The sequence below is a fragment of the Streptomyces sp. NPDC127197 genome, assembly GCF_042672405.1.
Classification (GTDB): Bacteria; Actinomycetota; Actinomycetes; order Streptomycetales; family Streptomycetaceae; genus Streptomyces; species Streptomyces flavusporus.
Window position 1 is genome coordinate 125660 of sequence record NZ_JBHXVG010000004.1, and the last position, 24746, is coordinate 150405.

Annotated in this window: 29 protein-coding genes and 1 riboswitch; of the genes, 15 read left to right on the top strand and 14 right to left on the bottom strand. The window is 71.2% G+C overall.

The window, feature by feature from the left end:
• Positions 1-4 precede the first annotated feature (4 nt).
• Positions 5-817, bottom strand: coding sequence for an ABC transporter ATP-binding protein (locus ACFVJQ_RS08030; protein WP_385509022.1), 813 nt, complete (start codon positions 815-817; stop codon positions 5-7).
• Positions 818-1027: 210 nt separating this feature from the next.
• Here ACFVJQ_RS08030 and ACFVJQ_RS08035 point away from each other — a divergent pair, with 210 nt between their 5' ends.
• Together ACFVJQ_RS08035 and ACFVJQ_RS08040 are read left to right on the top strand one after the other, a co-directional pair.
• Positions 1028-1342 carry a toxin-antitoxin system HicB family antitoxin gene (locus ACFVJQ_RS08035; protein WP_224739137.1) on the top strand — a complete coding sequence of 105 codons (315 nt, stop codon included), beginning with the start codon at positions 1028-1030 and terminating at the stop codon, positions 1340-1342.
• Positions 1343-1346: 4 nt separating this feature from the next.
• Positions 1347-1721 (top strand): fic family toxin-antitoxin system, toxin component, encoded by a 375-nt coding sequence (locus ACFVJQ_RS08040; RefSeq protein WP_385509021.1) that lies wholly within the window; start codon positions 1347-1349, stop codon positions 1719-1721.
• A 9-nt stretch (positions 1722-1730) separates the two neighbouring features.
• On the opposite strand, the gene ACFVJQ_RS08045 is transcribed toward ACFVJQ_RS08040, so the two are convergent.
• Entirely contained in the window at positions 1731-2411 is a 681-nt protein-coding gene (locus tag ACFVJQ_RS08045) for a class I SAM-dependent methyltransferase (RefSeq protein ID WP_385509020.1), read from the bottom strand.
• Positions 2412-2652: 241 nt separating this feature from the next.
• Here ACFVJQ_RS08045 and ACFVJQ_RS08050 point away from each other — a divergent pair, with 241 nt between their 5' ends.
• A complete protein-coding gene (locus ACFVJQ_RS08050; RefSeq protein WP_385781812.1) occupies positions 2653-3576 on the top strand; it encodes a heme A synthase in 924 nt (307 codons plus the stop codon).
• 223 nt (positions 3577-3799) lie between these two features.
• Here ACFVJQ_RS08050 and bioD read toward each other — a convergent pair whose 3' ends face one another.
• The 3 genes from bioD to bioB are packed head-to-tail and all read right to left on the bottom strand — an operon-like array spanning position 3800 to position 6936.
• Complete coding sequence (bioD, locus tag ACFVJQ_RS08055) at positions 3800-4528, bottom strand: dethiobiotin synthase (protein WP_385509018.1); 729 nt, start codon at positions 4526-4528, stop codon at positions 3800-3802.
• A gap of 1 nt (position 4529) precedes the next feature.
• Positions 4530-5810 carry an adenosylmethionine--8-amino-7-oxononanoate transaminase gene (locus tag ACFVJQ_RS08060; protein ID WP_385509017.1) on the bottom strand — a complete coding sequence of 427 codons (1281 nt, stop codon included), beginning with the start codon at positions 5808-5810 and terminating at the stop codon, positions 4530-4532.
• A complete protein-coding gene (bioB, locus tag ACFVJQ_RS08065; RefSeq protein ID WP_385781815.1) occupies positions 5803-6936 on the bottom strand; it encodes a biotin synthase BioB in 1134 nt (377 codons plus the stop codon). Before bioB ends, ACFVJQ_RS08060 begins: the two co-directional genes overlap by 8 nt.
• A gap of 147 nt (positions 6937-7083) precedes the next feature.
• Here bioB and ACFVJQ_RS08070 point away from each other — a divergent pair, with 147 nt between their 5' ends.
• The gene (locus ACFVJQ_RS08070; protein ID WP_385781818.1) at positions 7084-8211 is read left to right on the top strand and encodes an 8-amino-7-oxononanoate synthase; all 1128 of its coding nucleotides are present in this window, start codon (positions 7084-7086) and stop codon (positions 8209-8211) included.
• A gap of 95 nt (positions 8212-8306) precedes the next feature.
• Here the strand turns inward: ACFVJQ_RS08070 and ACFVJQ_RS08075 are convergent, their stop codons facing one another.
• Both ACFVJQ_RS08075 and ACFVJQ_RS08080 read right to left on the bottom strand, forming a co-directional pair.
• Positions 8307-8531, bottom strand: coding sequence for a DUF397 domain-containing protein (locus ACFVJQ_RS08075; RefSeq protein ID WP_385509014.1), 225 nt, complete (start codon positions 8529-8531; stop codon positions 8307-8309).
• A gap of 9 nt (positions 8532-8540) precedes the next feature.
• Positions 8541-9401, bottom strand: a complete 861-nt coding sequence (locus tag ACFVJQ_RS08080) for a helix-turn-helix domain-containing protein (protein WP_385509012.1) — start codon at positions 9399-9401, stop codon at positions 8541-8543.
• A gap of 212 nt (positions 9402-9613) precedes the next feature.
• Here ACFVJQ_RS08080 and ACFVJQ_RS08085 point away from each other — a divergent pair, with 212 nt between their 5' ends.
• Positions 9614-10072 (top strand): ATP-binding protein, encoded by a 459-nt coding sequence (locus tag ACFVJQ_RS08085; RefSeq protein ID WP_385509011.1) that lies wholly within the window; start codon positions 9614-9616, stop codon positions 10070-10072.
• 160 nt (positions 10073-10232) lie between these two features.
• On the opposite strand, the gene ACFVJQ_RS08090 is transcribed toward ACFVJQ_RS08085, so the two are convergent.
• The 3 genes from ACFVJQ_RS08090 to ACFVJQ_RS08100 form a co-directional block, all read right to left on the bottom strand.
• Positions 10233-10706 (bottom strand): C40 family peptidase, encoded by a 474-nt coding sequence (locus ACFVJQ_RS08090; protein ID WP_385509009.1) that lies wholly within the window; start codon positions 10704-10706, stop codon positions 10233-10235.
• Between the two features lie 3 nt (positions 10707-10709).
• Positions 10710-10912, bottom strand: a riboswitch (cyclic di-AMP (ydaO/yuaA leader).
• Between the two features lie 335 nt (positions 10913-11247).
• Positions 11248-11556 carry a hypothetical protein gene (locus ACFVJQ_RS08095; RefSeq protein WP_385509008.1) on the bottom strand — a complete coding sequence of 103 codons (309 nt, stop codon included), beginning with the start codon at positions 11554-11556 and terminating at the stop codon, positions 11248-11250.
• 7 nt (positions 11557-11563) lie between these two features.
• A complete protein-coding gene (locus ACFVJQ_RS08100) occupies positions 11564-12199 on the bottom strand; it encodes an ATP-dependent Clp protease proteolytic subunit (RefSeq protein ID WP_385781822.1) in 636 nt (211 codons plus the stop codon).
• 87 nt (positions 12200-12286) lie between these two features.
• On the opposite strand from ACFVJQ_RS08100, the gene ACFVJQ_RS08105 reads away from it, so the two are divergent.
• On the top strand, positions 12287-12574 hold the full coding sequence (locus tag ACFVJQ_RS08105) for a type II toxin-antitoxin system Phd/YefM family antitoxin (RefSeq protein WP_385509006.1): 288 nt from the start codon (positions 12287-12289) through the stop codon (positions 12572-12574).
• Between the two features lie 83 nt (positions 12575-12657).
• Here the strand turns inward: ACFVJQ_RS08105 and ACFVJQ_RS08110 are convergent, their stop codons facing one another.
• A complete protein-coding gene (locus ACFVJQ_RS08110) occupies positions 12658-13662 on the bottom strand; it encodes an ABC transporter permease (RefSeq protein WP_385509005.1) in 1005 nt (334 codons plus the stop codon).
• 115 nt (positions 13663-13777) lie between these two features.
• Between ACFVJQ_RS08110 and ACFVJQ_RS08115 the strand changes: the two genes are divergently transcribed.
• The 8 genes from ACFVJQ_RS08115 (at position 13778) to ACFVJQ_RS08150 (ending at position 20857) form a co-directional block, all read left to right on the top strand.
• The gene (locus tag ACFVJQ_RS08115; protein WP_385781827.1) at positions 13778-14425 is read left to right on the top strand and encodes a TetR/AcrR family transcriptional regulator; all 648 of its coding nucleotides are present in this window, start codon (positions 13778-13780) and stop codon (positions 14423-14425) included.
• A 112-nt stretch (positions 14426-14537) separates the two neighbouring features.
• Positions 14538-14840, top strand: a complete 303-nt coding sequence (locus ACFVJQ_RS08120) for an urease subunit gamma (RefSeq protein WP_224738826.1) — start codon at positions 14538-14540, stop codon at positions 14838-14840.
• A gap of 10 nt (positions 14841-14850) precedes the next feature.
• Positions 14851-15162: an urease subunit beta gene (locus ACFVJQ_RS08125; protein ID WP_190050893.1), complete on the top strand. Its 312-nt coding sequence runs from the start codon at positions 14851-14853 to the stop codon at positions 15160-15162.
• A complete protein-coding gene (locus ACFVJQ_RS08130) occupies positions 15155-16876 on the top strand; it encodes an urease subunit alpha (RefSeq protein WP_385781831.1) in 1722 nt (573 codons plus the stop codon). The genes ACFVJQ_RS08125 and ACFVJQ_RS08130 overlap by 8 nt, the downstream gene beginning before the upstream one ends.
• A complete protein-coding gene (locus ACFVJQ_RS08135) occupies positions 16876-17550 on the top strand; it encodes an urease accessory protein UreF (protein ID WP_385509001.1) in 675 nt (224 codons plus the stop codon). Before ACFVJQ_RS08130 ends, ACFVJQ_RS08135 begins: the two co-directional genes overlap by 1 nt.
• A 142-nt stretch (positions 17551-17692) precedes the next feature.
• Entirely contained in the window at positions 17693-18370 is a 678-nt protein-coding gene (gene ureG, locus ACFVJQ_RS08140; RefSeq protein ID WP_385509000.1) for an urease accessory protein UreG, read from the top strand.
• Positions 18358-19125, top strand: coding sequence for an urease accessory protein UreD (locus tag ACFVJQ_RS08145; RefSeq protein WP_385781834.1), 768 nt, complete (start codon positions 18358-18360; stop codon positions 19123-19125). The genes ureG and ACFVJQ_RS08145 overlap by 13 nt, the downstream gene beginning before the upstream one ends.
• Positions 19126-19255: 130 nt before the next feature.
• A complete protein-coding gene (locus ACFVJQ_RS08150) occupies positions 19256-20857 on the top strand; it encodes an alpha/beta hydrolase (protein WP_385781837.1) in 1602 nt (533 codons plus the stop codon).
• A 53-nt stretch (positions 20858-20910) separates the two neighbouring features.
• Here ACFVJQ_RS08150 and ACFVJQ_RS08155 read toward each other — a convergent pair whose 3' ends face one another.
• From ACFVJQ_RS08155 to ACFVJQ_RS08165, 3 genes are all read right to left on the bottom strand, one after another.
• Entirely contained in the window at positions 20911-21939 is a 1029-nt protein-coding gene (locus tag ACFVJQ_RS08155; RefSeq protein ID WP_385781840.1) for an NAD-dependent epimerase/dehydratase family protein, read from the bottom strand.
• Positions 21940-21997: 58 nt separating this feature from the next.
• Positions 21998-22723, bottom strand: coding sequence for a lysophospholipid acyltransferase family protein (locus tag ACFVJQ_RS08160; protein WP_385508996.1), 726 nt, complete (start codon positions 22721-22723; stop codon positions 21998-22000).
• A gap of 143 nt (positions 22724-22866) precedes the next feature.
• Entirely contained in the window at positions 22867-23607 is a 741-nt protein-coding gene (locus tag ACFVJQ_RS08165) for an ATP-binding protein (RefSeq protein ID WP_385508995.1), read from the bottom strand.
• A 307-nt stretch (positions 23608-23914) separates the two neighbouring features.
• Between ACFVJQ_RS08165 and ACFVJQ_RS08170 the strand changes: the two genes are divergently transcribed.
• Positions 23915-24745 carry a helix-turn-helix domain-containing protein gene (locus ACFVJQ_RS08170; protein WP_385509081.1) on the top strand — a complete coding sequence of 277 codons (831 nt, stop codon included), beginning with the start codon at positions 23915-23917 and terminating at the stop codon, positions 24743-24745.
• Position 24746 lies beyond the last annotated feature (1 nt).

Here is a 24746-nt window from a genome sequence, read left to right on the forward strand (position 1 = left end):
GGTTTCAGTCCCTCTGGACGGGGGCGGCGTCGTCGGTCCGGCGGCGGATCACGTCGAACCGCTTCATGCGCTCCAGCACGGCCTCTGCCGTCGGCCGCTCCATCTCGTCGACGATCCGTCCGTCGCCGAGGAAGAGCACCAGGTCGGAGTGGGCGGCGGCGCCAGGGTCGTGGGTGACCATGACGACGGTCTGCCCGAGGTCGTCGACGGCCCCGCGCAGGAAGCCGAGGACCTCCAGACCGGCCCGCGAGTCGAGGTTGCCGGTCGGCTCGTCCGCGAAGATCAGCTCGGGACGGGAGGCCAGTGCGCGGGCGCAGGCGACGCGCTGCTGCTGGCCGCCGGACAGCTGCGAGGGCCGGTGCCCCAGCCGGTCCCGCAGGCCGAGCGTGTCGATGACCTGGTCCAGCCACTCCCGGTCGGGCTTCTGGCCCGCGATGTCCATGGGCAGGGTGATGTTCTCGAGCGCGTTCAGCGTCGGGATGAGGTTGAACGACTGGAACATGAACCCGATCCGGTCCCGCCGCAGCCTGGTCAGCTCGCGCTCCTTCAGCCCCGTGATCTCGGTGTCGCCGAGCCACACCTGTCCGGCCGAGACGGTGTCGAGCCCGGCCAGACAGTGCATCAACGTGGACTTCCCGGAGCCCGACGGGCCCATGACGGCGGTGAAGCGGCGGCGTGCGACGTCCACGTCCACCGAGTCCAGGGCGAGCACCGTCGTCTCGCCCGAGCCGTATGCCTTGGTGAGACGGCGGGCGCGGGCCGCGACCCCGTCGGCCGGTGCGAGCCCCGGGGCGTGCTCCGCAGCAGGTGTGGACAAGGCTGCCTCCTCGATCGCGCCTCGCTCGTGGACGTCACGAGTTCCGTTCCTGTGCCGCGGGTGATGTGATCCGCACCACAAACGGTATCCCGCCGAGGATGCAGACGGTTTCTCTCCCAGGTCGGGCCCCGGATGTGGTTGTAAGGGACACTCACTGCCCCTCGGGCGACGCCCTTGCCGCTGCTAGCATTCCGGCGCTAGCTTCGAGGTATGGCCAAGACCCAGCTGAACGTCCGCGTCGACGAGGACACCGCCCGCGCGGCCCGCGAACGCGCACTCGCGCGCGGCATGAGCGTCAACCGCTACATCGAAGAGCTTGTGCGGCAGGACACCGGAGAGGTCGGCCACACCTTCGTGGAGGCCGCCGCCGACTTCATGAAGCAGTACGAGTCCGTCTTCGCCGAGGAGTTCGACGGGGGTGCCCCCGCTCATGGGGGTCCCCCCGCGCGAGCGAAGTCGAGCGTGGGGGAGAAGTCGAGCGTGGGGGAGGACCGTCAAGGCCGCACGAGTGAAGGTCGCCACTGATCCGTTGAGCGACCTCACCATCGACCTCGCCTGGCTCCTGATGCTCGCCGAACAGAAGACGCCGGGAGATCCCCAGGTCACCGACTGGGGAGCCCTCGTCGCCGCGGTCGCGCGCCACCAGGCCGAGATCTTCGACGTCCCCGTCTACGACACCCCGTACGCGCGCGCCGCGGCCCTGCTCCAACTGCTGATCCACGTCCCCGCGCTGGAGCGCTCCAACGCCCTGTTCGCCTCCGCGGTCGCGTACGCCTACCTGGTCGCCAGCGGCGTCAAGGTCGTCACCTCGCCCGTGCAGGTGCGTGACCTGGCCCGGCTGGTGAAAAGCGGTGAGGCGTCGGTGCACGACATCGCGCGCGAACTGCAGCAGTGGAGCCTGTGACGCCCGGCCCTACTCCTCGGGGCGCCACGCGGTGCCCAGCACGCAGAACGAGGTGGGCAGCACAGGCCCCTTCTCCGGCATCAGCATCCGCCGGTACGGGCCCAGTTCGAACCCGGTGTCCCTGAGCGCGGCGACCGGATCCCGGGACAGATGGCAGCCGCCGTTCAGTTGCGGCCACACCGTGCGGTCCAGCGCGCGCTGGGTGAACGTCATCGCCCGGCCGCCGCCCCGCCCGTGCTCGAAGAACCGCACCTGACCGCCGGGCCGCAGCACCCTGCGCACCTCACCCAGGGCGCGCGGCACATCCCGCACACTGCACAGCACCAGCGACAGCACCACCGCGTCGAAGGCCTCGCTCTTGACCGGCAGCGCCTCCGCCGCCCCCGGTACCACGTCGACGGGCATCTGGGCGCGCAGCGCGGCCTCCACCGCCAACTGCCGCAGACTGCGCTCGGGTTCGATCGCCACGACCTCCGAGACCGTACGCGGATAGTGCGCGAAGTTCAGTCCGTTGCCCGCGCCGATCTCGAGCACGCGTCCGGACAGCCCGGCGAGCAGCCGGTCGCGCACCCCGGCCATGCCCAGCCGGGTCTCGGCGGCCACGCTGACGCGGGCGTAGTAGCGGGCGAACAACGGGTGGTGCACAGGATCCCGCGTCATCCTGCGGGCACCGGCGGACCGTAGCGGCATGAGGACCTCCCTCGCAGGACGGGCAAGTACCGCGATTCTCCCCCCGGTACGGCGCCATACGCCCCACACCGATGGCTGCCGAACGCGGCAGCACGCCCTCGGGGGGTCTCGGCAAGGGGCCCACGACCCCCGGGCTAGGGTGGATGGCTCGGGTCACGCACACCGTCATCGAGGAGTCATGGCGCAGACACCGCTGTCCTGGTTAGCCGGCCGATACACCTGGGGGCCGCGCAGTGTACGCATGGCCGCCGTGGCGTCCGTGGTCGCCGCCATCGGGATCATCGTCACCGGCGGCGTGGTCCGGGTCACCGGCTCCGGGCTCGGCTGCCCCGAGTGGCCCGCGTGCTCCGGCGACAGCCTCGCTCCCACCGCGGAGATGGGACTGCACGGCGCGATCGAGTTCGGCAACCGCCTCCTCACCGGTGGGCTGTGCGCGGTGGTCGGCTGGCTCATCATCGCCGCCCGGCTGCAGCGCGAACCCTCTCGGCCGGTGCTGCGCGGGGCGTGGGCACAGTTCCGGGTCATCGTGCTCAACGCCGTCGTCGGCGGAATCACCGTGTGGATGCGGCTGAGCCCGTACATCGTCGCCGCGCACTTCCTCGCGGCCACTTTGCTCCTGACCGCTGCGGTGGTCACGTGGGAACGGCTGCGCGATGCGGACCACGACGTGCCCGCCCCGACGGTCCTGCCGCGGCGCTGTGCCGTCCTGGCCCGTGCCCTGCTGGTGTCGACGGCCCTGCTGCTTGTGGTGGGCACGTCGGTCACCGGCTCGGGGCCGCACGCGGGCGACTCCTCCGAAGTGGACCGGATGCCGTTCGACTGGGTCGGCGCAACCGTCGTGCACGGCCTGCTCGCGGGAGTGTGCCTTGTCCTGGGTGGCCTGCTGTTCACCGCCCTGCCCGGCGGCACCCCGGCCCGCCGACGCACCGGGGTGTTCCTCGCCGTCTTCCTCGCACAGGGCCTCGTCGGTCTGTTCCAGGCGCTGACCGGTCTGCCCGCGGTCGCGGTCGTCCTGCATCTGCTCGGATCGGCGCTTGTCTGGGCGGGAGCGCTCCGCGTCAGCCTCGCGGTGGGCCGGGGCACGACTCGCGCGCCCGCGGCGGCGCCGCCGGTCGCTCAGGTCCCGGCACCACTCGCCCGGTCCACCAGCTCGGCCGACACGTAGAGCGAGAGCGGCCCAAGGGCTGAACGGTTCAGCTTGACCGCCGCCCAGTGGAACGGGTTCACCGGCTCCTCGTCCCGGTGCGCGCGTTCCCGGCCCTGTGCGGCGTCGGTCACCAACCGGGTCAGCCGGTGCAGGTGCTCGGGCCGGACGAACGGCCACCGCGGCGCAACGAAAGAGGTCGGCGGGCCCGAGCGGACCGGCCGACCTCTTGGGTGCCAGACTCCTAACGGTGCGGCGCAGGCGCCTGACGCACCCGGAACGCCTCCGCGTCCCACGTCCCGTCCAGCCGCGGCGCGAGCCAGTCCGGCGCCGCCGCACGGAAGGTGGCCGGAGCCAGCGCCCCGGCGCCGGCGGGCACGGCGCCGAGGAGCGGGGCCCCGGCCACCTCCGGCAGATCCGCGAGGTTGCACCGGGCGGCGAGGTCGGGCTCGCCGGGCCAGCTGCCGATGACGACTCCGGCCAGGTCGAGCCGCCGGGACCGTACTTCACGTGCCGTCAGCTCGGTGGTGTTCAGCGTGCCCAGTCCCGCGGACACCACGACCAGCACCGGCGCGGCGAGCAGCCCGGCCGCGTCGGCGAGGGTCCCGCCCGCCGCGTCGAACCGTACGAGCAGCCCGCCGGCACCCTCGACCAGCACCAGATCGTGCTCGGTGGCCAGCTTGGCCGCCGCTTCGGCGATCTCCTGCGGGTGCACCGGCGCCCGCCCGGCCCGCCGCGCGGCGGTGCCCGGCGCCAACGGCTCGGGATACCGGGCGAGTTCGGCCGCCGTGACGGTACCGGCGAGCCGCGCGACCTCGTCGGCGTCCCCGCGCTCGTCCGGCCGCACGCCGGTCTGCGCGGCCTTGAGCACGGCCACCGAACGCCCGGCCGCCCGTGCGGCGGCGGCGACCGCGGCCGTCGTGACCGTCTTGCCGACCTCCGTGCCCGTACCCGTGATCACCAGAACCGGCATGTCATCCCTCCCGCGCCGCGGCGCACACCGCGCGCCCGATCCGCGCCACGTCCGCGTCGTTCGTGACGTACGGCGGCATCGTGTACACCAGATCGCGGAACGGCCGCAGCCACACGCCCTCGCGCACCGCCGCCCTCGTCGCCGCGGCCATGTCGATTGCGTGGTCGAGCTGGACGACGCCGATGGCGCCGAGGACTCGGACGTCCCGCACACCCGGAAGGTCCGCGGCCGGAGCCAGCCCCTCCCGCAGCCCCGTCTCGATCCGCTTGACCTCCGCCGACCAGTCCTGGCCGAGCAGCAGCTCGATGGAGGCGCAAGCCACGGCCGCGGCCAGCGGATTGCCCATGAACGTCGGCCCGTGCGCGAGCACCGGCACCTCACCCCGCGAGATGCCGTCGGCCACCCGCGAGGAGCACAGCGTCGCCGCCATCGTCAGGTAGCCGCCGGTCAGCGCCTTGCCCACGCACATCACGTCCGGCGCGAGAGCCGCGTGCTCCGCCGCGAACAGCGCGCCCGTACGCCCGAAGCCGGTCGCGATCTCGTCGAACACCAGCAGCACGTCGTGCGCGTCGCACGCCTCGCGCAGCACCCGCAGATACGCGGGGGAGTGGAAACGCATCCCGCCCGCGCCCTGCACCACCGGCTCGACGATCACCGCGGCCAGTTCGTCGGCGTGCCGTTCGATCATCGCGCGCAGATGGTCGGCGTACGACTCCTCGTACTCCGTCGGGGGCGCGTCCGCGAACACCTGACGGGGCAGCACCCCGGTCCACAGCTCGTGCATTCCGCCCTCGGGGTCGCACACCGACATCGGCTGCCACGTGTCGCCGTGGTAGCCGCCGCGCCAGGTCAGCAGGCGCTGCTTGCCCGGGCGGCCGAGCGAACGCCAGTACTGCAGACACATCTTGACCGCGACCTCGACCGACACCGAGCCGGAGTCGGCGAGGAAGACATGCTCCAGACCGTCGGGCGACATGTCGACAAGGAGCTTTGCCAGGCGTACGGCGGGCTCGTGCGTGAGCCCGCCGAACATCACATGGCTCATCCGGCCGAGCTGTTCACGCGCGGCCTCGTCGAGCACCGGGTGGCGGTAGCCGTGGATCGCCGACCACCAGGACGACATGCCGTCGACCAGCTCACCCGAGCCGTCCGCCAACCTCAGCCGCACCCCGCTCGCCGCCTCGACGACGAGCGGTTCCTGCCGGCCCGGCATCGGCCCGTACGGATGCCAGACGTGCCGCCGGTCGAGGTCCAGCAGCTCGGACACGGTCAGCTCAGGCATTGGGCGCGAGGTCCGTTCCGGCTCCTCTGCGGCGCACGGCCACCAGGTCGGTGCGCGCCTCGGGGGCCGTCTCGGCCGCCGGCGCCGACGCCGAGCCGCACGTCGAGGCGCAGCCGCCGGTCGCCCGGTGCTCCGGCAGCGTCACCTCGTCCGTGCCCTCCACCTCGAACCCGGCATCCGCGATCATCTCCAGGTCGGCCTTGCCCGCCTGGCCCTCGCTGGTGAGGTAGTCGCCGAGGAAGATGGAGTTGGCCAGATGCAGGGCCAGCGGCTGCATGGTGCGCAGGTGCACCTCGCGGCCACCGGCGATGCGCACCTCGACGTCCGGGCAGACGAACCGGACCATCGCCAGGATGCGCAGGCACCGTTGCGGGGTGAGGTGCCACTCCTTGGCGAGCGGAGTGCCCTCGAACGGGATCAGGAAGTTGACCGGCACCGAGTCCGGGTCCAGCTCGCGCAGCGAGAACACCACGTCGACGAGGTCCGCGTCGCTCTCGCCCATTCCGGCGATCAGACCGGAACACGCCGACAGCCCGGCCGCGTGCGCCTTCTGGACCGTGTCCACCCGGTCGGCGTACGTGTGCGTCGTCGTGATGTCCGCGTACGTTCCTTCGGAGGTGTTGAGGTTGTGGTTGTACGCGTCCGCGCCGGCCGCGCGCAGCCGCTCGGCCTGGCCGTCGGAGAGCAGACCGAGGCAGGCGCACACCTCGACGTCCTCGTTCTGGTCCTTGATCGCCTTGATGGTCTCGGAGACCCGGTCGACGTCACGGTCGGTCGGGCCCCGTCCGCTGGCCACCAGACAGACTCGCTTGGCACCTCCGGCGAGCCCCGCGGCCGCGGCCTGCGAGGCCTCGTCGGGCTTGAGCCAGGTGTACTTGAGGATGTCGGCCTTCGACCCGAGCCGCTGGGAGCAGTAGGAGCAGTCCTCGGGACACAGGCCCGACTTGAGGTTGACGAGGTAGTTGAGTTTCACCCGTCGGCCGAACCAGTGCCGGCGCACCTTGCCGGCCGCGGCCACCACATCGAGCAGGTCGTCGTCGGAAGTGGCGAGGACGGCCAGTGCTTCCTCGCGGGTCGGCAACTCACGCCGAAGCCCCTTGTCCACGAGCGTGTTCAGCAGGTCCATGAGAGCCGATCCTGTCCTAAGGCACCACCTCCGGCCAAGGAGAGTTCGCACAGCTCTGGCAGTTCGTCGTGTGGGTATTGCCACACACTGAGCTGCGTTGCGTCCCGCTAGGGTCTGTGCATTACCTACAAAAGTCCCGGAGGGCTCATGGCGTTCGGCTGGATCGACGAGCAGGCGGAGCTGCGCCGCCGCGCCGGACTCGTACGGACCCTGCGCCCCCGCTCCGCCGACACGCCGCTGCTGGACCTGGCGAGCAACGACTACCTGGGGCTGGCCCGCCACCCCGAGGTCACCGAGGGCGCCGCGCGGGCCGCGCGCACCTGGGGCGGCGGCGCCACCGGCTCCCGACTCGTCACCGGCACCACCGAGCTGCACGGCGAACTCGAACGCGAGCTGGCCGACTTCTGCGGCTTCGAAGCGGCCCTGGTCTTCTCCTCCGGGTACGCGGCCAACCTCGCCGCGGTCACCGCACTCGCGCCCCACGGCTCCCTGATCGTCTCCGACGCCGGCAACCACGCCTCGCTGATCGACGGCTGCCGGCTGGCCCGCGGCACGACACAGGTCGTCGCGCACGCCGATCCGGACGCGGTGCGCAAGGCGCTGCAGACACACGAGGGGCCGGCCGTCGCCGTGTCCGACACGGTCTTCTCGGTCGACGGCGACGCCGCACCGCTCGCCGCACTGGCCGAGGCATGCCGCACACACGGCGCCGGGCTGGTCGTCGACGACGCCCACGGCCTCGGTGTGCTCGGTGACGGCGGCCGGGGCGCCCCGTACGCGGCGGGGCTCGCGGGCGCCGACGATGTCGTCGTGACGGTGACGCTGTCCAAGTCGCTCGGTAGTCAGGGCGGCGCCGTGCTCGGCCCCGCCCGGGTGATCGACCACCTGGTCAACGCGGCCAGGACCTTCATCTTCGACACCGGCCTCGCCCCCGCGGCCACGGGCGCGGCCCTGGCGGCGCTGAGACTGCTGCGCCGCGAACCCGAGCGGGCGGCGCGGGTGCGCGCGGTGGCGGGCGAACTGCACGCCCGGTTGACGGGCATGGGTCTGGAGGCGGTACGCCCGGACGCCGCGGTCGTCTCCGTGCGCGCGCCGTCCCCGGAGGGGGCCTTGCGTTGGGCGGCCGACTGCCGCGCCGCGGGGCTCGCCGTGGGCTGCTTCAGGCCTCCTTCCGTGCCCGACGGCATCTCCCGGCTGCGGCTGACGGCCCGCGCGGACCTCTCCGGGGACCAGGTCGAACGCGCTGTACGTGTGATCGGCGAAACGCGACCATGAGTCGGCGTACCACGGCCGTGCATCACGCGATGCGGACCTGATCAGATTCGATCAGGAGGTGACGCTGGTCGGGGGTGGTCAGGGATCGGTGCGCCTCACCGGAACGAGGCCGTGAATCCCGCCCAGCTCTCGGGAGAGAAGAGCAGCGCGGGTCCGGCCGGGTCCTTGGAGTCGCGCACGGCGAGCAGTCCGGCCCCTGGGCCGTGGTCCGGCCGGGCCGTCTCCACACAGTTGTTCGCTCCGGTGCTGTAGCTGCTGCGCAGCCAGTGCACACCGAGCAGTCGAGTGCTGGAAGGTACGTTCCGAGGCAGTGCGGTCATGGTGCCTCCTTACGCGCCGTCACCTATCCCGGCGATGTAATCCAACGAGTCCTCGGGCGAAAGGGCATGGAACTGAAGGACGTTGAAGGCCTCGGTGTAGGCCTCTACGTCTTCTTTCCGTTCGAGGTAGAGGCTACTCGTCAAGTGGTCGAGAACAACCACATCCAGATCAGAAGTGCTCGGAAATGAGAAGACAACGAAAGGCCCGGTGATGCCGATGTGGGCTCCGGCCGCGAAGGGCAACACCTGGAGCCGCACTTGGGGCAGCCGGGCCGCCTCCACCAGCCGCGCCAGCTGCCGGGCCATGACATCCGGTCCGCCGACCTCGCGGCGCAGCACCGCCTCGTCCAGTACGGCGCTCAGCGCCAGGGGCGGCTGCGAACGCAGCACGTCCTGCCGGGCCAGGCGTACCTCCACCAGGGCGTCGAGCCGGTCCTCGTCCAGTCCCTCCACCGCGGCCCGGGTCACCGCACGCGCGTACTCGGGTGTCTGGAGCAGCCCGGGGACGACGGAGGTCTCCAGTGTGCGCATCGCGCTCGCTTGGGACTCCAGGCTGATGAAGTCCCGGTAGGTGGGCGGCAGCACCCCACGGTAGGCGTGCCACCAGTGGTCCCGGCCATAGCCGCCGCCGGAGTCCGCCAATGTCAGGAGCACCTCGCGGAGTTGAGAGTCGGTCACCCGGTAGGCATCCAGGAGTAACCGCACGTCGGCCGGTTTCACCCCGCTCGCGCCGGTCTCGATCCGGCTCACCTTCGACTGGTGCCAGCCCACGAGCCGGGCCGCCTCGCCGCTCGTGAGGCCGGCGCGGCTGCGCAGTGTGCGCAATTCGGCACCAAGTTTCCGACGGCGCACCGCGGGACCGTGCTGCATGGGAAACTCCTTACTCCTTCTGAGCCGCCCAAATACGGTCTGCCGTCGCAGAGTTCACCGCTTCGAGCGACAGATATATGCATATCTTGGTGGATCGCCACCGTGACCGGCGCGGTAGTGGCAGTCTGGCGACGAAGCACCAGTCCGGGACCGTACTCGAACCATCCGCTCCGTGTCGGACTGCGGTCCCGTGGGAAAGGGACGACCTCGCCATGGCAGACCATCTGGAAGCATCCGTCACTCTGCCGAGCGATCCAGCCTCGGTCTCCGCGGCTCGCGGCTATGTGGTCAGCACCCTCGCGGAGTGGGGCCTGGCGCCGGACAGTGAGGTGGCCGACACCATCCGGCTCATCGTCTCCGAACTCGCCACCAACGCCGTACAGCACACCTTCGGCCAGTCACCCACCTTTACGGTGGACATCGAACTCGACCGCGACGAACAACTGCGCATCGGAGTGACCGACAGCCACCCGCGCTTCCCCAAGCGGCTGCCGGCCGCCGTCCAGCAGGACAACGGCCGCGGCATGGTCATCATCCGCTGGCTGACCAACGAGTGCGGGGGCCGGCTGCGGGTGCGTCCCACCCGCGAGGGCGGCAAGACGGTCTCCATCGAACTGCCGTGGACCGTCCCCTCGCGGCCGGTGCCGGCGGCGGCGCCGCAGGAGCCGTAGGGCGCGTCCACCAGGCAGTGCAGTGCGCCGCCCGTGCCCGGAGGGCGTCACGGACGGCGCAGGGGCTCCCGGCCCTGTTCCAGGTGCAGGGCGGGCCGGGGACGGACGGGGCGGTGGCGGTGCGTCAGGGCGCCGCCACCACCGCGCCCCAGGGGTCAGGTCAGGAGACCCGGCCGTACCAGACGCTCCTCGTCCAGATCTTCTGCAACCTGACCACGTCCCCGGTCTTCGGGGCGTGCCAGATCTTCCCCTTTCCGGCGTAGATACCGACGTGGTAGACGCTGGACCCCGAGTGGAAGAACACGAGGTCGCCGGCCTTGCGGTTCTTGGCCGAGATGTGGCGGGTCTTGTTGTACTGCTGGGCGGCCGTACGAGGCAGCTTCTTGCCGGCCTTCTTGTACGAGTACAGCGTGAGCCCGGAGCAGTCGAACCTGCGCGGCCCGGTGGCGCCCCACGCGTACGGGGAGCCCTTCTTCGACGCCGCGATCTGCAGCGCCTTGGCCGCGGGCGAGGCGGCAGCCGCCTCGGAGGCGACACCCGGAACCACGACGGAGCCGCCCACCGCGGCCAGGGTGAGGGCCGAGGCCGTACCGGCCCGGGCCATGAGCGACGGGACACGATTGAGCGTTGTCATGCGCAACCCTTCGTCAGCCGCCTGTGAAGGATGACCTGTCGGATTCGGGCTGGCGAAGTGGCCCGGCCGCGTCATCGCGGCTTCACCCCAAGGGCTGCGCGGAACTTGCGCTCCGGCGACCCGTCTTGCGTGGGTCCTCCACTCCTGCCGATCCACTCCTGTCGACCCGTCATCCGGGCGGCGGCAGGACTCGGCGTCCGCCCGGATCGCCCCGCCGCTGCGGCGGGGTCTTGTCGTCGTCACGGATCTTGACTCACGAATGTCCGAAAATCCCAATGGAACCGGGGGTTTGTGTTGTTACTCACCACTCACCCGTTCGGGTGGACAGCCTGCTGTTCGAGCGGCTGTCAAGGGCACTGCGAGCCCCGGACCAGCACTGGAATGCTCTATTCCGCCCCGGAGGCATGCCTGTTGCGCAAGTGCAGCGGTTCCAAAAAATATGCTCGGATACTCCGAGCGGGGGTACACCTTTTGGTCCGTTTCAACTCCGGCCCGGACACGGCGTCATGAGGGCTGACGAGCCGGGCCGACTGGCGGTGCGTCAACTGTCGGAGCGCGGTGGAACGATGACCCGCGCCGTGCGGCGTTCACCGTCCAGGACGCGCAGCGCCCGCGCGAGTGTCGGGGCGTGCAGCTCGGTCTCGCCCCGCTGGTGCATCAGTGCGAGCGCGTCGCGCAGTTCGACGGCCTTGCGCACCAGCGCCTGGGCGGCGCGCAGTCCACGGTAGGTGTCCCCTTCGTGGGCCGGATTGATCCGGCCGAGCAGGTCCACCACGTCCAGGTAACGGTCGATCACCTCGCCCTCGGCGCGGGTCAGGGCAGGCAGCGGCGGGAGTTCCGGAGGCAGCATCCGCGGCTCACCGTGCGCCGGGGGCGGTGCGCGAGGCCCTGCGGCTGGGGATGATCCGGTCGATCAGGCCGTACTCCAGCGCCTCCTGCGCGGTGAGAATCTTGTCCCGCTCGATGTCCACGCCCACCTGCTCCGGAGTCCGCCCCGTGTGCCGTACGAGCATCTCCTCCAAGCGGGCCCGGACGTGGGCCAACTCCTCGGCCTGGATGGCGAGATCGCTGGCCTGTCCCTCGATCGGCTCGGGCAGGCTCGGCTGACGGATCGCCACCCGGGCGCCGGGCAGCGCGTATCGCTTGCCCGGGGTGCCGGCGGCCAGCAGGACCGCGGCGGACGATCCGGCCTGCCCGAGGCAGATCGTCTCCACGTCGCAGCCCACGTACTGCATCGTGTCGTACACGGCCGACATGGCGCTGAACGAGCCGCCGGGGGAGTTGATGTACAGCGAGATGTCCCGGTCCGGGTCCTGGTACTCGAGGTGCATGAACTGCGCCATCACATCGTTCGCCGACGTGTCGTCGATCGGCGTCCCGAGGAAGACGATCCGTTCCTCCAGCAGCTTCGAGTACGGATCCATCGTCTTGTGCCCGTAGCTCGTGCGTTCGGTGAACTCGGGCAGGACGTGACGGGCGGACGGTCGGGTCATGGCGAACCCCTCCTCGCGGCGGAAGCCGGCTCCGGCGGAGCCGTCTGTAAAAAATGTACAGGATGTACGTGACGTTAGAATGGGGGCATGGCCTACGAGATTCCGGTGACGCAAGCCAGGGCTGAGCTCGCCGACCTGATCAACCGGGTGGTGTACGGCGGCGAGCGCGTCGTCGTGACACGGCACGGCAAACCCCTCGTCGCCCTGGTCTCCGCCGCCGACCTGGAACGACTCGATGCGCTCGAGGCAGCTCAGGAGTCCGCGGAGGAGCAGGTGGTCACCTCGGTTTCCGGCGTCCGCGAGGTCGCGTCCGCTCCCCGCGAACATCAGCGCTTCGGCATCGTGGCGGAGCACCGGGGGCCGAATCCCTCGTAACGGGGACCGGGAAACGAAAGAGACCGTGCGTCCCCGTCCGCTGCAGTGGGGGCGCACGGTCTTGACCGCGGTCGGCCGGCTGCTCAGTCGGAGAGCGCCGGTTCCCGGTGGGCGGCGGGCTCGCCGCTCTTCACGCGGGCGGTCTTCAGGGCGCTGCCCAGCAGTACGGCGCCCAGGCCCAGTGCGGCCCACCAGGTCAGCGTCAGGGCAGGCCCGACGGCAGCCGCGCCGTCGAAGTACGACACCGAGCGCAGCAGGGACGTCCCTGCGCCGGGCGGCAGCCACTGGCCGATCGTCCCGGCCGGTTCGGGCAGCATCTCCGGCGCCGAGCCCGCGGCCGAGAACGGGTTGCCGAACAGCATCACCACGGCCGAGACGATGCCCACGCCGGCGAGGCCCAGGAGTGCGGCGAGCCCGGCGACGGCGCCGCTCACGGCCAGCGTGGACAGCCCGAGTACGGCGGCCTCCGCCCACCAGTTGCCGGTCAGTACCTCCAGCCAGCTGTGCGCGATCGCGGCTGCCGCCACCCCGACGAGCGCGGAGGTGCCGAGGAGGGCGGCCGCGGCCCGCACACCGCGCAGCCCGGCCATGGTCACCGCCGCGCCCGCTGCGATCCCAGCCAGCGTCAGCGGCAGCGCGCTCGCGTTCAGGGCCGCGCCGCGGGGGTCGTTCGCGGGAGCGGCCACCACGTCGACCGTCCTGACCCCGGTCCCGTCGGCGGACGCCCGCTCGGCCACCGCCTGCTGAAGCAGTTGGGCGACCGCCGGGCTCGCGGCCGACGCGGTCAGCAGTTCGGGGCCCCGGTCGGTGACGACGACCGCGCCGTACACCGTCCGGTCCTCGATGGCCTCCCGGGCGGCGGCCTCGTCGGCGTAGCGGTGAATCTCGAACGCGCCCTCCTGCCGGGTCAGCTGCTGTTCGACCTGGGCCGTGGCGGCGGCCGGTCCCGCCACGCCGAGCGGCAGATCGCGCGGAGCGGTGCGAGCGGCGGGCCAGGCGAAGGCCCACAGGGCGAGTGTCGCGAGGAGCGGGACGAGGACGACGGTCGCGATCAGCCGGCGGGTGTGGGTGTGGGCTGGCGTGGACATGGGATCCCCCTCGGATGGGATGACTAAAAAGAAGGATCGTTCGTTTTGGCTGTTCTCCACCGTGCGTCCATCGGTGTCGCTTGTCAAGAAGGAATGTTCGTTTTAGATTTGGGGCATGGCCCGCGTATCGCAGGAACACCTCGACGCCCGCCGCCGGCAGATCCTCGACGGCGCCGCCCTCTGCTTCGCCCGCAACGGGTTCCATGCCACGTCGATGCAGGACGTGCTGAAGGCGGTCGATCTCTCCGCGGGGGCCGTGTACCGCTACTTCAGCGGCAAGGAGGAGCTGATCGAGGCGATCGTCACCGAGGTGCTGTCCACCCTGGGCGACATCTTCAAGGGGGCGACCACGGAGAGCCCGCCGCCCCTGCCGGACGTGCTGGTTCTCAGGGTGCTGGAGCGCATGCGGGAGCTGCGGCCCCTCACGGTCGACGGCGAGTGGATGTTCCCCCGCCTGATGATCCAGGTGTGGACCGAGACCCTGCGCAACGAGAAGCTGGGGGCGGTGCTGACGCCGGGCTTCGGCAGGGTCGAGGAGGCCTGGAGGCAGGTCGTCGAGCGCTACCGGGACGCCGGACTCGTCCCCGAGGACGTCGACGCCCGCGCCATGGCGCGCGTGATGATCGCCGTCGTGCAGGGCTTCGCCGTGCAGATGGTCCTCTTCGGCGACGTCTCGGAGGACACGCTGCGCGACGGGCTGCGGGCCCTGATGAGTGTGGGCGGGCCCAGCGCGGTCGGCGGACGGGACGCACAGCCGGTTTAACGTGTCGGAAACTCGCCGCGATTAGCCTGCCCATCCACGCCACCAGGGACTTTTCCCGGTGGCCGCGGCAACCGGGCCCCGCACGGCCCGGAGCGAGGATGTGAGGTGGGACGTGCAACTGACCCCGCACGAGCAAGAGAGGCTGCTGATCCACGTGGCCGCCGACGTGGCCGAGAAGCGCCGGGCCCGGGGGCTGAAGCTGAACCACCCCGAGGCGGTCGCCCTCATCACGTCGCATCTCCTCGAAGGCGCGCGGGACGGCCGTACCGTCGCCGAACTCATGGCCTCCGGGCGCAAGCTGCTCACCCGGGACGACGTCATGGAAGGCGTCCCCGAGATGATCCACGACGTCCAGGTCGAGGCGACCTTCCCGGACGGCACCAAGCTCGTCACCGTCCACGACCCGATCGTCTGAGAGGGCCTCGATGATTCCCGGAGAGATCCTCTTCGCCGACGGGCCGATTGCCTACAACGAGGGCCGCGAGGTCACCCGACTGACCGTCCTCAACGCCGCCGACCGGCCCGTCCAGGTCGGTTCCCACTACCACTTCGCCGAGGCCAACCCCGGCCTGGAGTTCGACCGCGCCGCGGCGCGCGGCAAGCGGCTGAACGTCGCCGCCGGCACCGCCGTGCGCTTCGAGCCCGGGATCCCCGTCGACGTCGAACTCGTCCCGCTCACCGGCGCCCGTGTCGTGCCCGGACTGCGCGGGGAGACCGGAGGTGCCCTCGATGCCTGAGATCTCGCGTGCCGCGTACGCCGACCTGTTCGGCCCGACCACCAGTGACCGCATCCGGCTGGCCGACACCGACCTGATCGTCGAGATCGAGGAGGACCGCAGCGGCGGGCCCGGTCTCGCCGGTGACGAGGCCGTGTTCGGCGGCGGCAAGGTCATCCGCGAGTCCATGGGACAGTCGCGCGCCACGCGCGCGGACGGCACGCCGGACACCGTCATCACCGGTGCCGTGATCGTCGACCACTGGGGGATCGTCAAGGCCGACATCGGCATCCGCGACGGCCGGATCACCGGCATCGGCAAGGCGGGCAACCCGGACACCATGGACGGGGTGCACCCGGACCTGGTGATCGGCCCGGAGACCGAGGTCATCGCCGGCAACGGACGGATCCTCACCGCCGGTGCCATCGATGCGCACGTCCACTTCATCTGCCCGCAGATCGCCGACGAGGCGCTGTCCGCGGGCATCACCACCCTCGTCGGCGGCGGCACCGGACCGGCCGAGGGCTCCAAGGCGACCACCGTGACTCCCGGCCCCTGGCACCTGGCCCGGATGCTGGAGGCGATGGAGCAGTACCCGCTCAACATCGGCTTCCTCGGCAAGGGCAACACCGTCTCGCACGAGGCGATGCTGTCCCAGATCCGCGGCGGCGCACTGGGCCTGAAGCTGCACGAGGACTGGGGCTCCACCCCGGCCGTCATCGACGCCTCGCTGACCGTCGCCGAGCAGACCGGCATCCAGGTCGCCATCCACACCGACACCCTCAACGAGGCCGGATTCGTCGGCGACACCCTTGCAGCGATCGCCGGCCGGGGGATTCACGCGTACCACACGGAGGGCGCGGGCGGCGGGCACGCACCGGACATCATGACGGTCGTCTCCCAGCCGCATGTGCTGCCGAGTTCGACGAACCCGACGCGGCCCTTCACCGTCAACACCGCCGAGGAACACCTCGACATGCTGATGGTGTGCCACCACCTGAACCCCGCGGTGCCGGAGGACCTCGCCTTCGCCGAGTCCCGCATCCGGCCGTCGACCATCGGCGCCGAGGACATCCTGCACGACCTGGGCGCCATCTCGATCATCTCCTCCGACTCCCAGGCCATGGGCCGGGTCGGCGAGGTGATCATGCGGACCTGGCAGACGGCGCATGTGATGAAGCGGCGGCGGGGTGCGCTCCCCGGCGACGGCCGGGCCGACAACCGTCGCGTACGTCGCTATGTCGCCAAGTACACGATCAACCCGGCGATCGCCCAGGGCCTCGCCCACGAGGTCGGCTCCGTGGAGACCGGCAAGCTCGCCGACCTGGTGCTGTGGGAGCCGGCGTTCTTCGGCGTCAAGCCGCAGCTGGTCATCAAGGGCGGGCAGATCGCGTACGCGCAGATGGGCGACGCCAACGCCTCCATCCCGACACCGCAGCCGATCCTGCCGCGGCCGATGTACGGGGCGATCGGACGGGCGCCGGCCTCGAACTCGTTCAACTTCGTGGCGCCGCTCGCCCTCGAGGACGGGCTGCCCGACCGGCTCGGGCTCGGGAAGCGGTTCGTGGCCATCGAGTCGACCCGCGGGGTGACCAAGGCCGACATGCGCGAGAACGATGCGCGGCCCGAGGTGCGGGTCGACCCCGACAGCTTCGCCGTGCACATCGACGGGGAGCTTGTCGAGGCCACTCCGGCCGCCGAACTGCCCATGGCTCAGCGGTACTTCCTCTTCTGATGTCCAGGGCAGCGCTACTCGTTCTGGCCGACGGCCGGTTTCCCGCCGGAGGGCATGCGCACTCCGGTGGGGCCGAGGCCGCGGTGAAGGCAGGGCGGATCACGGGCGCCGCGAGCCTGGAGGACTTCTGCCGGGGGCGGTTGCATACGGCGGGGCTGGTGTCGGCCGGCCTCGCCGCGGCGGCCGCGCTCGGTGTCGATCCGGTGGAGCTGGACATGGCGGCGGATGCGCGGACGCCGTCGCCGGCGCTTCGGCTCGCCGCTCGGAAGCTGGGACGGCAGCTCATGCGGGCCGCGCGGGCGACCTGGCCGTCGGGTGAACTCGACGCCCTTGCTGCGGAGTTTCCCAAGGGAGTGCATCAGCCGGTGGTGCTGGGGGTGGCGGCGCGGGCGGCTGGGTTGGGGGCTGTCGATGCGGCGTACTGCGCGGCGTACGAGAGTGTGAGCGGGCCCGCTTCGGCGACGGTGCGGTTGTTGAGTCTTGATCCGTTCGACGCTACGGGGGTGCTGGCTCGGCTGGCGCCCGAGATGGACCGGGTTGCGGATCGGGCGGTGGAGGCGGCTCGGGGGGTGGTCGACGACGGGGTCGATGCGCTGCCTGCGGGGTCGGCTCCGCTGTTGGAGATCGGGGCGGAGGTGCATGCGGCTTGGGCTGTACGGCTGTTCGCGTCGTAGGGGTTTTTCACCCCCGCCGCCCCTACCCGTCCCTTCCCTGGGGGCTCCGCCCCCAGACCCCCGTATCGGCCTGAACGGCCTCGTCCTCAAACGCCGGACGGGCTGGATGATGTCGCCTGCGCTGAAAACTGGAGCCGCCCTTATGCACCTCGACCACTCCCACGACGGGCCCGCCGCCGTCAGCGCCGATGCCCGCCGCCCCGACGGGTCGCGCCGCGCTCTCCGTATCGGTCTCGGTGGACCTGTGGGTTCCGGGAAGACCGCCACTGTCGCGGCGCTCTGCCGTGCCCTGCGGGACGAGTTGTCGCTTGCTGTCGTCACCAATGACATCTACACGCGCGAGGACGCCGAGTTCCTGCTGCGCGAAGCCGTGTTGCCGCCCGAGCGGATCACCGCCGTGGAGACGGGCGCCTGCCCGCACACCGCGATCCGGGACGACATCTCCGCCAACCTCGAAGCGGTCGAGGACCTGGAGGACGAGGTCGGGCCGCTGGATCTGATCCTTGTCGAGTCCGGTGGGGACAATCTCACCGCCACCTTTTCCAAAGGGCTCGTCGACGCGCAGATCTTCGTGATCGACGTGGCCGGCGGTGACGACATTCCGCGCAAGGGCGGACCCGGGGTGACCACGGCCGACCTGCTCGTCGTCAACAAGACCGACCTCGCGCCGTACGTCGGCTCCGACCTCGGGCGGATGGCGGCGGACGCCAAGGCGCAGCGGACCGAACTGCCGGTCGTCTTCCAGTCGCTGAGGACCGAGGCTGGGGTGGGGGACGTCGCCGACTGGGTGCGAGCGCAGCTCGCCTCGTGGAAGGCGTGACCGTGACCGGTGTGCGGGCCACCGCGAGGATCAGCGCCCGCGAGGACGGACGCGGCGGTACGTCCCTGCCCGTGCTGGAGGGCGAGGGACCGATCGCCCTGCGGCGTACGCGGGGGAGTGGCCCGGAAGCATACGTCATGCTCGTCGGCGCGATGAGCGGGCCGCTCGGCGGTGACCACTTCACCGTGGCGGCCGACGTCGCGGACGGAGCCCGGCTGCGGGTCGGGTCGGCCGCCGCCACCATCGCGCTGCCCGGACAGGCCAAGGGCGAGGCCCGGTACGACGTGCAGCTCAGCGTGGCGGACGGGGGCGAACTGCACTGGCTGCCCGAGCAGTTGATCTCCGCGCGAGGCAGCGACCTGTACGTGCGCACCCGCGTCGAACTCGGGCCGGCCGCTTCGCTGGTCCTGCGTGAGGAACAAGTGCTCGGGCGGGCGGGTGAGGAACCCGGGCGGCTCACCAGCCGTCTCTCCCTGCGGATCGCCGGGCGGGTCGTCCTCGACCAGGAGCTGGCCTGCGGGCCGGGCGCACCGGGCGGCTGGGACGGTCCCGCCGGACTCGGGGGGCACCGCGCCGTCGGGCAACTCGTCGTCGCCCGGCCGGAGTTCGAGCAGCAGCCGGTGCCGACCCGGGTGCTGGGCGACGGGGCAGCGGTCGTACCCCTCGCCGGGCCGGCCGCACTGGTGACCGCCGTCGCGCCGGACGCGCTGCGGCTGCGCCGGCTGCTGGACGAGGCGTTGGCCTCCCTGGAGTAGCTCTCCGTTCAGCGGGACGCCGTTCTCCGGTTATCGGATTGGCAAAGAACCGCAGTCGCCTCTGTTCTCAGCAACCTCACAGCGGACAGGATCACCCGTACTCATCCAAACGGCGTACGGGAGGCCCCACTTGAGGGACAAGAGACCGAAGAGGCGGACGGCGGCGCTCGGTTCGGCCGGAGTGCTCGTCGCGGCGACCCTGATAGCCGGTGCCGTCGCCGCGCCCACGGCCAGTGCGAGCGCCGAAAGCCGTCACGGTCAGAACCCCGAGGCCAGGGGCGTCGCGATCGCCGCCGCCCGCGCCGCGCAGACCGGGGTGAACTGGCAGGACTGCCCCTCCGACTGGGGGCTGGAGAAGCCCATCCAGTGCGGCTGGGTCACGGTGCCGCTCGACTACGCCAAGCCGTACGGCAAGCAGATCAGGATCGCCGTCGACCGGGTCGGCAACACGGGCACCGAGGAGGAGCGCCAGGGCGCCCTCGTCTACAACCCGGGCGGACCCGGAGGCTCCGGCCTGCGCTTCCCGCGCCGGGTGACCACGAACAGCCCCCTGTGGGCGAAGACGGCCAAGGCATACGACTTCGTGGGCTTCGACCCGCGCGGCGTCGGCAAGTCGGCGCCCATCTCCTGCGTCGACCCGCAGGAGTTCGTCAAGGCACCCAAGCTGGACCCGGTGCCCGACTCGGAGGCCGACAAGCTCGCCCAGCGCAAGCTGGCCCGCGAGTACGCCGAGGGCTGCCAGGAGCGCAGCGGCGCGATGCTCCCGCACATGACGACGCCGAACACCGCGCGCGACCTGGACGTCATCCGCGCCGCGCTCGGCGAGAAGAAGCTCAACTTCCTCGGCGTCTCCTACGGGACGTACCTCGGTGCGGTCTACGGCACCCTCTTCCCCGGGCACGTGCGCCGCATGGTCGTCGACAGCGTCGTCAACCCGTCCCGCGAGAAGATCTGGTACCAGGCCAACCTGGACCAGGACGTCGCCTTCGAGATGCGCTGGCAGGACTGGCAGGACTGGGTCGCGAAGAACGACGCCACCTTCCACCTCGGCGACACCCGTGCCGAGGTCCAGGCGGAGTGGCTCGAACTGCGCGCCACCGCCAAGAAGGATCCCATCGGCGGGGTCGTCGGCCCGGCCGAGCTGATCGGCTTCTTCCAGAGCGCCCCGTACTACGACTCCGCGTGGGTGCAGGTCGCCACGGTGTTCAGCAAGTACGTCGCCGGTGACACCCAGGCCCTCGTCGACGCGGCCGCCCCCGACCTGGCGGACACCGTGGGCAACGCCGCCTCCGAGAACGGCAACGCCGTCTACACGGCGGTCGAGTGCGCCGACGCCAAGTGGCCGACCAGCTGGCAGAAGTGGGATCAGGACAACACCCGCCTGCACCGTGACCATCCCTTCCTCACCTGGTCCAACGCGTGGATGAACCTGCCCTGCGCCACCTGGCCCGCCCGGCAGAACACCCCGCTGGACGTGAAGACCGGCAAGGGCCTGCCGCCCGTGCTGATCGTGCAGGCCGAGCGTGACGCGGCCACCCCGTACGGCGGCGCCCTCGAACTGCACCAGCGCTTCAAGGGCTCCCGCCTGATCACGGAGAAGGACGCGGGCTCCCACGGCGTCACCGGCCTGGTCAATCCGTGCATCAACGACCGGGTGGACGCCTACCTGCTCACCGGCAGGCTGGACACGAAGGACGTGACCTGCGCACCGCACGCCACGCCCAAGCCGTGAGCAGCAGTCGTAGGAGGTGAGGGGCGGCCGGCGGTCAGCCGGCCGCCCCTTCGCTACACCCGGTCGAGCCAGGCGTCCTCGGCCGCGTAGTCGAAGAGGTCGCCGTACGCCTGCACCATCTTCGGGTACGCCTCCCGCCAGTCCCGCCCGGACAGTTGGCGTTCGATCGACTCGACCGTTTCCGGGAGCGTCTCGGCGTACCGCACCACCGGGCGGTACCCCAACTCCCGCTGGGCCGCCGACATGTCGCACACCACCGGGACCGGGACCGACCATGGGCTGTCGCCCACGGTCGGAGCCGGCGGGGGACCGTCGACCAGGACCGTCTCGGTCTCCGTGCCCATCACGGTGTCGATCGCCGCGGCGATGTCCGCGACGGTCGGTGCCTCGTCGTCGCAGGCGTTGAGCACCCGGGAGGCGGGTCGTGCCGCGGCGAGGCGGATGAGTTCGGCGAGGGTGTGCACGCTCACCGGGTGGAAGCGGCTCTCACCGCCGTAGGCGATGACACGACGTCGGCGGCCGTCCAGGTTGCGCTTGACGAAGTACAGCTCGCGGGGGGTGCGGCAGTGCGGTCCGTGCACCGCGCCGGCGCGCAGCAGGGTGGTGGGCAACTGCTTGCCGGCCGCGAGCAGTTCACGCTCCAGGGCCGCCTTGCGGGTGCTGTACGACGTGTCGCCGGGCGTCACCGTGCGCTGGGTCTCCGGCAGCGGCACCGGGTACTCGGGGAAGCCGTCCGGTTCGGCCTGTGTGTCGAAGTTCCGGCCCTTGTCGTCCTCGTACACCGACACACTGGAGATCACCACCGCCGAGCCGACCCGCCCCGCCATGGCGGTCAACTGCCGTGCATGCCGGTCCCCGAACGCGACGATGTCGACCACCAGGTCGCAGTCCTCGCCGATCACCGCGGCCAGTGCCGCGTCGTCCTCCCGGTCCAGCCGCACGGTCCGCACCTCGTCGGGCCACGACGCGTCCCGGCCGCCGCCCCGCGACGCGGCCGTCACCGCCCAGCCGTCCCGCGCCAGCGCCCGCACGGCCGGACGCCCGATCTGGCCCGTCGCTCCGATCACCACAGCACGTTTCATGAGGCGACCCTAGGACGGAACGGCCCGGCAGGCACGGGAACTTGGCCCACAGCAGAGCTCAACCGAGCGGCATCCGCGGGAATCTGCGCTCTCGCTCCGCCCGGGCCGCGGCCTCCTCCGCCTTGACCACGGCCGCGTACCGGTCGACGTACTCCTGCCCGGACAGCGTCAGGATCGCGTACATGATCTCGTCGGTGACGGCGCGCAGGATCGCCTTCTCGTTCTCCATGCCGGCGTAGCGGGAGAAGTCGAGGGGCTCGCCGAAACGGATCACGACGGGGTGGATGCGCGGGACGACCTTGCCCGGCGGCTGGGCCTCGAAGGTGCCGATCATCGCGCAGGGGATCACCGGGACCCCGGCCTTGAGGGCCATCACCGCGACACCGACCTTGCCCTTGTAGAGGCGGCCGTCGTGCGAGCGGGTGCCCTCCGGGTAGATGCCGAGCAGCTCGTCCTTGCGCAGCACGCCGAGCCCCTCGCGGATCGCCGCCTGGCCCGCGTCCTTGCCGGAACGGTCCACCGGGATCTGCCCGGCGCTGCGGAAGAAGAACGCGGTGAGCCGGCCCCTGACGCCCGGGCCGGTGAAGTACTCGGCCTTGGCGAGGAAGGTGATGCGGCGCTTGAGGATCGCGGGCATCAGGAAGTGGTCCGAGAACGACAGGTGGTTGCCGGCGACGATGGCCGGACCCGACGAGGGCACGTGCTCCAGTCCCTCGATCCGGGGCCGGAAGACCAGTCTGAGCAGCGGTCCGAGAAGCACGTATTTGAGCAGGTAGTAGAACAACGGGTGGGCTCCTCACTCCGTCGGTTCGGCTCACCGCCGCGTTCTCGCAGCTCAACCGGCATGTCGTGAGGGTTCAGTCTAGGTGCAGGCGTGGTCATGGGGAACCGGTGCGGCCCCTGGACGCGGGCTCGGTCCGTCGCAGGTCAGGGCTGTGCGGTCGGAGCGTGCGGTAAGAGTCCTTCGGCCGGGTGGGGGACGGACCGTGCGGGAAGCGCCGTCGGCGCCGGTGCGGCCGGGGCGGGATCCGTCGGTTCCGTCGTCAGCTCGGCCCAGACGATGCGCCCGTCGCGGTGCGGGGTGCCCCGGACTCCCCAGTCGTCGCACAGCGCCTCGACCAGGAGGAGCCCACGCCCGCTCTGGTCGTCGGGACCCGGTTGCCGGGGTGCCGGGAGACCGGTCCCGCGGTTCTGGTCCTCGACCTCGATACGGACGCGACCTGCGGTGGCGTGCAGTCGGCACACGATCCGCTCGCTCGCCGAGTGCGTGACCGCGTTGGTGACGAGCTCGGAGGTCACGACGAGGGCGTTGTCGCGGGCCTCGGTGCCGATGTGCCATGCGGTGAGCGTCTCGCGCACGCTTCTGCGGGCGACGCCGGCCGACTCCGGTGCCGCCGGCAGGACGAACGTGTGAATCCGGCGGGGAGCGGGGTCCCCGGAGGCGAGCCGGTCGGGGCCCGAGGGCCCGGGGAGTCGACCAGGGTGCTGCTCGCCTCCGGGTGGCTGTGGGGGGTGCGGCGTCTGTGAAGGCCGGAGGGTGAGCCCGGCACCCGGCAGGCGTGCGAAGGGCTCGGCGCCGGACGGCCGGACGGTCCGCCCCGGCAGTCGGCCGGGAAGCTTGTCCTCGGGCAGTTGGTCCAGCGGGTGGGGGAGGGAGGGCGGAGCCATCGCCGTACGTCTTTCATGTGCCGTGCGGACGTCGGGTGTCGTCGCGGCTCTGTCTCCCCCAACTGGACCGAGCCGTCACTCTCTTCGGCTGGCCGAGGACAGTGAGTCCACTGTGGCACCCGCCAACTACCGCTCGCAACCTGCAAGTTGAAAATTGCAATGGGTCAAGTGCATGCTGCTTCCGCCAGGAAGTGATCGAATGACCATGCAAGCGTGAACGCGTGAAACGGTGACCCCGGGAGCTGACGGCGTGAGGGGGTGAGGCGTGACCGAAACCGACTGGGGCGGCGCCCCTTCCGTCCTGCGCATGATCCTCGGCAGACAGCTGGAGGAGCTGCGGACGCGGGCCGGCCTGACGTACGAGCAGGCGGGCGCGGCCCTCGGGGTCAGCCACTCCACGATCCGCCGGATGGAGGCCGCCAAGGTGGCCCGTCTCAGGCTGGCGGATGCCGAGAAGCTGCTCCAGGTCTACGGCGTGACGGACCAGCAGGAGATCGACACCTTCCTGAAGTCCGTCCGTGAGGCCAACAAGCGCGGCTGGTGGCACACCTATCGCGATGTGCTGCCGGACTGGTTCGCGGCGTATCTGAGCCTGGAGCAGGCGGCGTTGCAGATCCGCGCCTACGAGAACCAGTTCGTCCACGGCCTGCTGCAGACGGAGAGTTACGCACGCGCCCTGCTCGGCGCCGGCAATCCGCACGCCCCGGCCGAGGCGACCGAACGCCGGGTCGCCCTGCGGATGCGGCGCCAGGAGCTGCTGACCCGCCGGGAGCCGCCGCGGGTGTGGGTCGTGATGGACGAGACGGTGCTGCGCTGGCCGGTCGGCGGCGCCGACGTGATGCGCGCGCAGGTCGACCATCTGATCGAGATGAACCGGCTGCCGCAGGTGACCCTGCAGATCATGCGGTTCGCGAACGGCCCGCACCCGGCCATGCGGGCGGGCGCGTTCCACCTCTTCCGGTTCCGGGCCCGCGAACTGCCCGACATCGTCTACCTCAACGGCCTGGTGGGCGCTGTCTACCTGGACAAGAGCGACGACGTCGTGGTGTATCGCGAGGCCCTGGACCGGCTGGGCGCCCAGGCGGCGCCCGCCGGCAAGACCGAGGCCCTCCTCGGTGCGATTCGCAAGGAGCTCTGAC

What these genes read in the sequence shown, in the direction of transcription:
- ACFVJQ_RS08035 (WP_224739137.1), top strand. Translation starts at nt 1,028, where the DNA reads ATGGCCAAGACCCAGCTGAACGTCCGCGTCGACGAGGACACCGCCCGC.
- ACFVJQ_RS08045 (WP_385509020.1), bottom strand. Translation starts at nt 2,411, where the DNA reads ATGCCGCTACGGTCCGCCGGTGCCCGCAGGATGACGCGGGATCCTGTG.
- ACFVJQ_RS08050 (WP_385781812.1), top strand. Translation starts at nt 2,653, where the DNA reads ATGGCCGCCGTGGCGTCCGTGGTCGCCGCCATCGGGATCATCGTCACC.
- bioD (WP_385509018.1), bottom strand. Translation starts at nt 4,528, where the DNA reads ATGCCGGTTCTGGTGATCACGGGTACGGGCACGGAGGTCGGCAAGACG.
- ACFVJQ_RS08060 (WP_385509017.1), bottom strand. Translation starts at nt 5,810, where the DNA reads ATGCCTGAGCTGACCGTGTCCGAGCTGCTGGACCTCGACCGGCGGCAC.
- bioB (WP_385781815.1), bottom strand. Translation starts at nt 6,936, where the DNA reads ATGGACCTGCTGAACACGCTCGTGGACAAGGGGCTTCGGCGTGAGTTG.
- ACFVJQ_RS08070 (WP_385781818.1), top strand. Translation starts at nt 7,084, where the DNA reads ATGGCGTTCGGCTGGATCGACGAGCAGGCGGAGCTGCGCCGCCGCGCC.
- ACFVJQ_RS08075 (WP_385509014.1), bottom strand. Translation starts at nt 8,531, where the DNA reads ATGACCGCACTGCCTCGGAACGTACCTTCCAGCACTCGACTGCTCGGT.
- ACFVJQ_RS08080 (WP_385509012.1), bottom strand. Translation starts at nt 9,401, where the DNA reads ATGCAGCACGGTCCCGCGGTGCGCCGTCGGAAACTTGGTGCCGAATTG.
- ACFVJQ_RS08085 (WP_385509011.1), top strand. Translation starts at nt 9,614, where the DNA reads ATGGCAGACCATCTGGAAGCATCCGTCACTCTGCCGAGCGATCCAGCC.
- ACFVJQ_RS08090 (WP_385509009.1), bottom strand. Translation starts at nt 10,706, where the DNA reads ATGACAACGCTCAATCGTGTCCCGTCGCTCATGGCCCGGGCCGGTACG.
- ACFVJQ_RS08095 (WP_385509008.1), bottom strand. Translation starts at nt 11,556, where the DNA reads ATGCTGCCTCCGGAACTCCCGCCGCTGCCTGCCCTGACCCGCGCCGAG.
- ACFVJQ_RS08100 (WP_385781822.1), bottom strand. Translation starts at nt 12,199, where the DNA reads ATGACCCGACCGTCCGCCCGTCACGTCCTGCCCGAGTTCACCGAACGC.
- ACFVJQ_RS08105 (WP_385509006.1), top strand. Translation starts at nt 12,287, where the DNA reads ATGGCCTACGAGATTCCGGTGACGCAAGCCAGGGCTGAGCTCGCCGAC.
- ACFVJQ_RS08110 (WP_385509005.1), bottom strand. Translation starts at nt 13,662, where the DNA reads ATGTCCACGCCAGCCCACACCCACACCCGCCGGCTGATCGCGACCGTC.
- ACFVJQ_RS08115 (WP_385781827.1), top strand. Translation starts at nt 13,778, where the DNA reads ATGGCCCGCGTATCGCAGGAACACCTCGACGCCCGCCGCCGGCAGATC.
- ACFVJQ_RS08125 (WP_190050893.1), top strand. Translation starts at nt 14,851, where the DNA reads ATGATTCCCGGAGAGATCCTCTTCGCCGACGGGCCGATTGCCTACAAC.
- ACFVJQ_RS08130 (WP_385781831.1), top strand. Translation starts at nt 15,155, where the DNA reads ATGCCTGAGATCTCGCGTGCCGCGTACGCCGACCTGTTCGGCCCGACC.
- ACFVJQ_RS08135 (WP_385509001.1), top strand. Translation starts at nt 16,876, where the DNA reads ATGTCCAGGGCAGCGCTACTCGTTCTGGCCGACGGCCGGTTTCCCGCC.
- ureG (WP_385509000.1), top strand. Translation starts at nt 17,693, where the DNA reads ATGCACCTCGACCACTCCCACGACGGGCCCGCCGCCGTCAGCGCCGAT.
- ACFVJQ_RS08155 (WP_385781840.1), bottom strand. Translation starts at nt 21,939, where the DNA reads ATGAAACGTGCTGTGGTGATCGGAGCGACGGGCCAGATCGGGCGTCCG.
- ACFVJQ_RS08165 (WP_385508995.1), bottom strand. Translation starts at nt 23,607, where the DNA reads ATGGCTCCGCCCTCCCTCCCCCACCCGCTGGACCAACTGCCCGAGGAC.
- ACFVJQ_RS08170 (WP_385509081.1), top strand. Translation starts at nt 23,915, where the DNA reads ATGATCCTCGGCAGACAGCTGGAGGAGCTGCGGACGCGGGCCGGCCTG.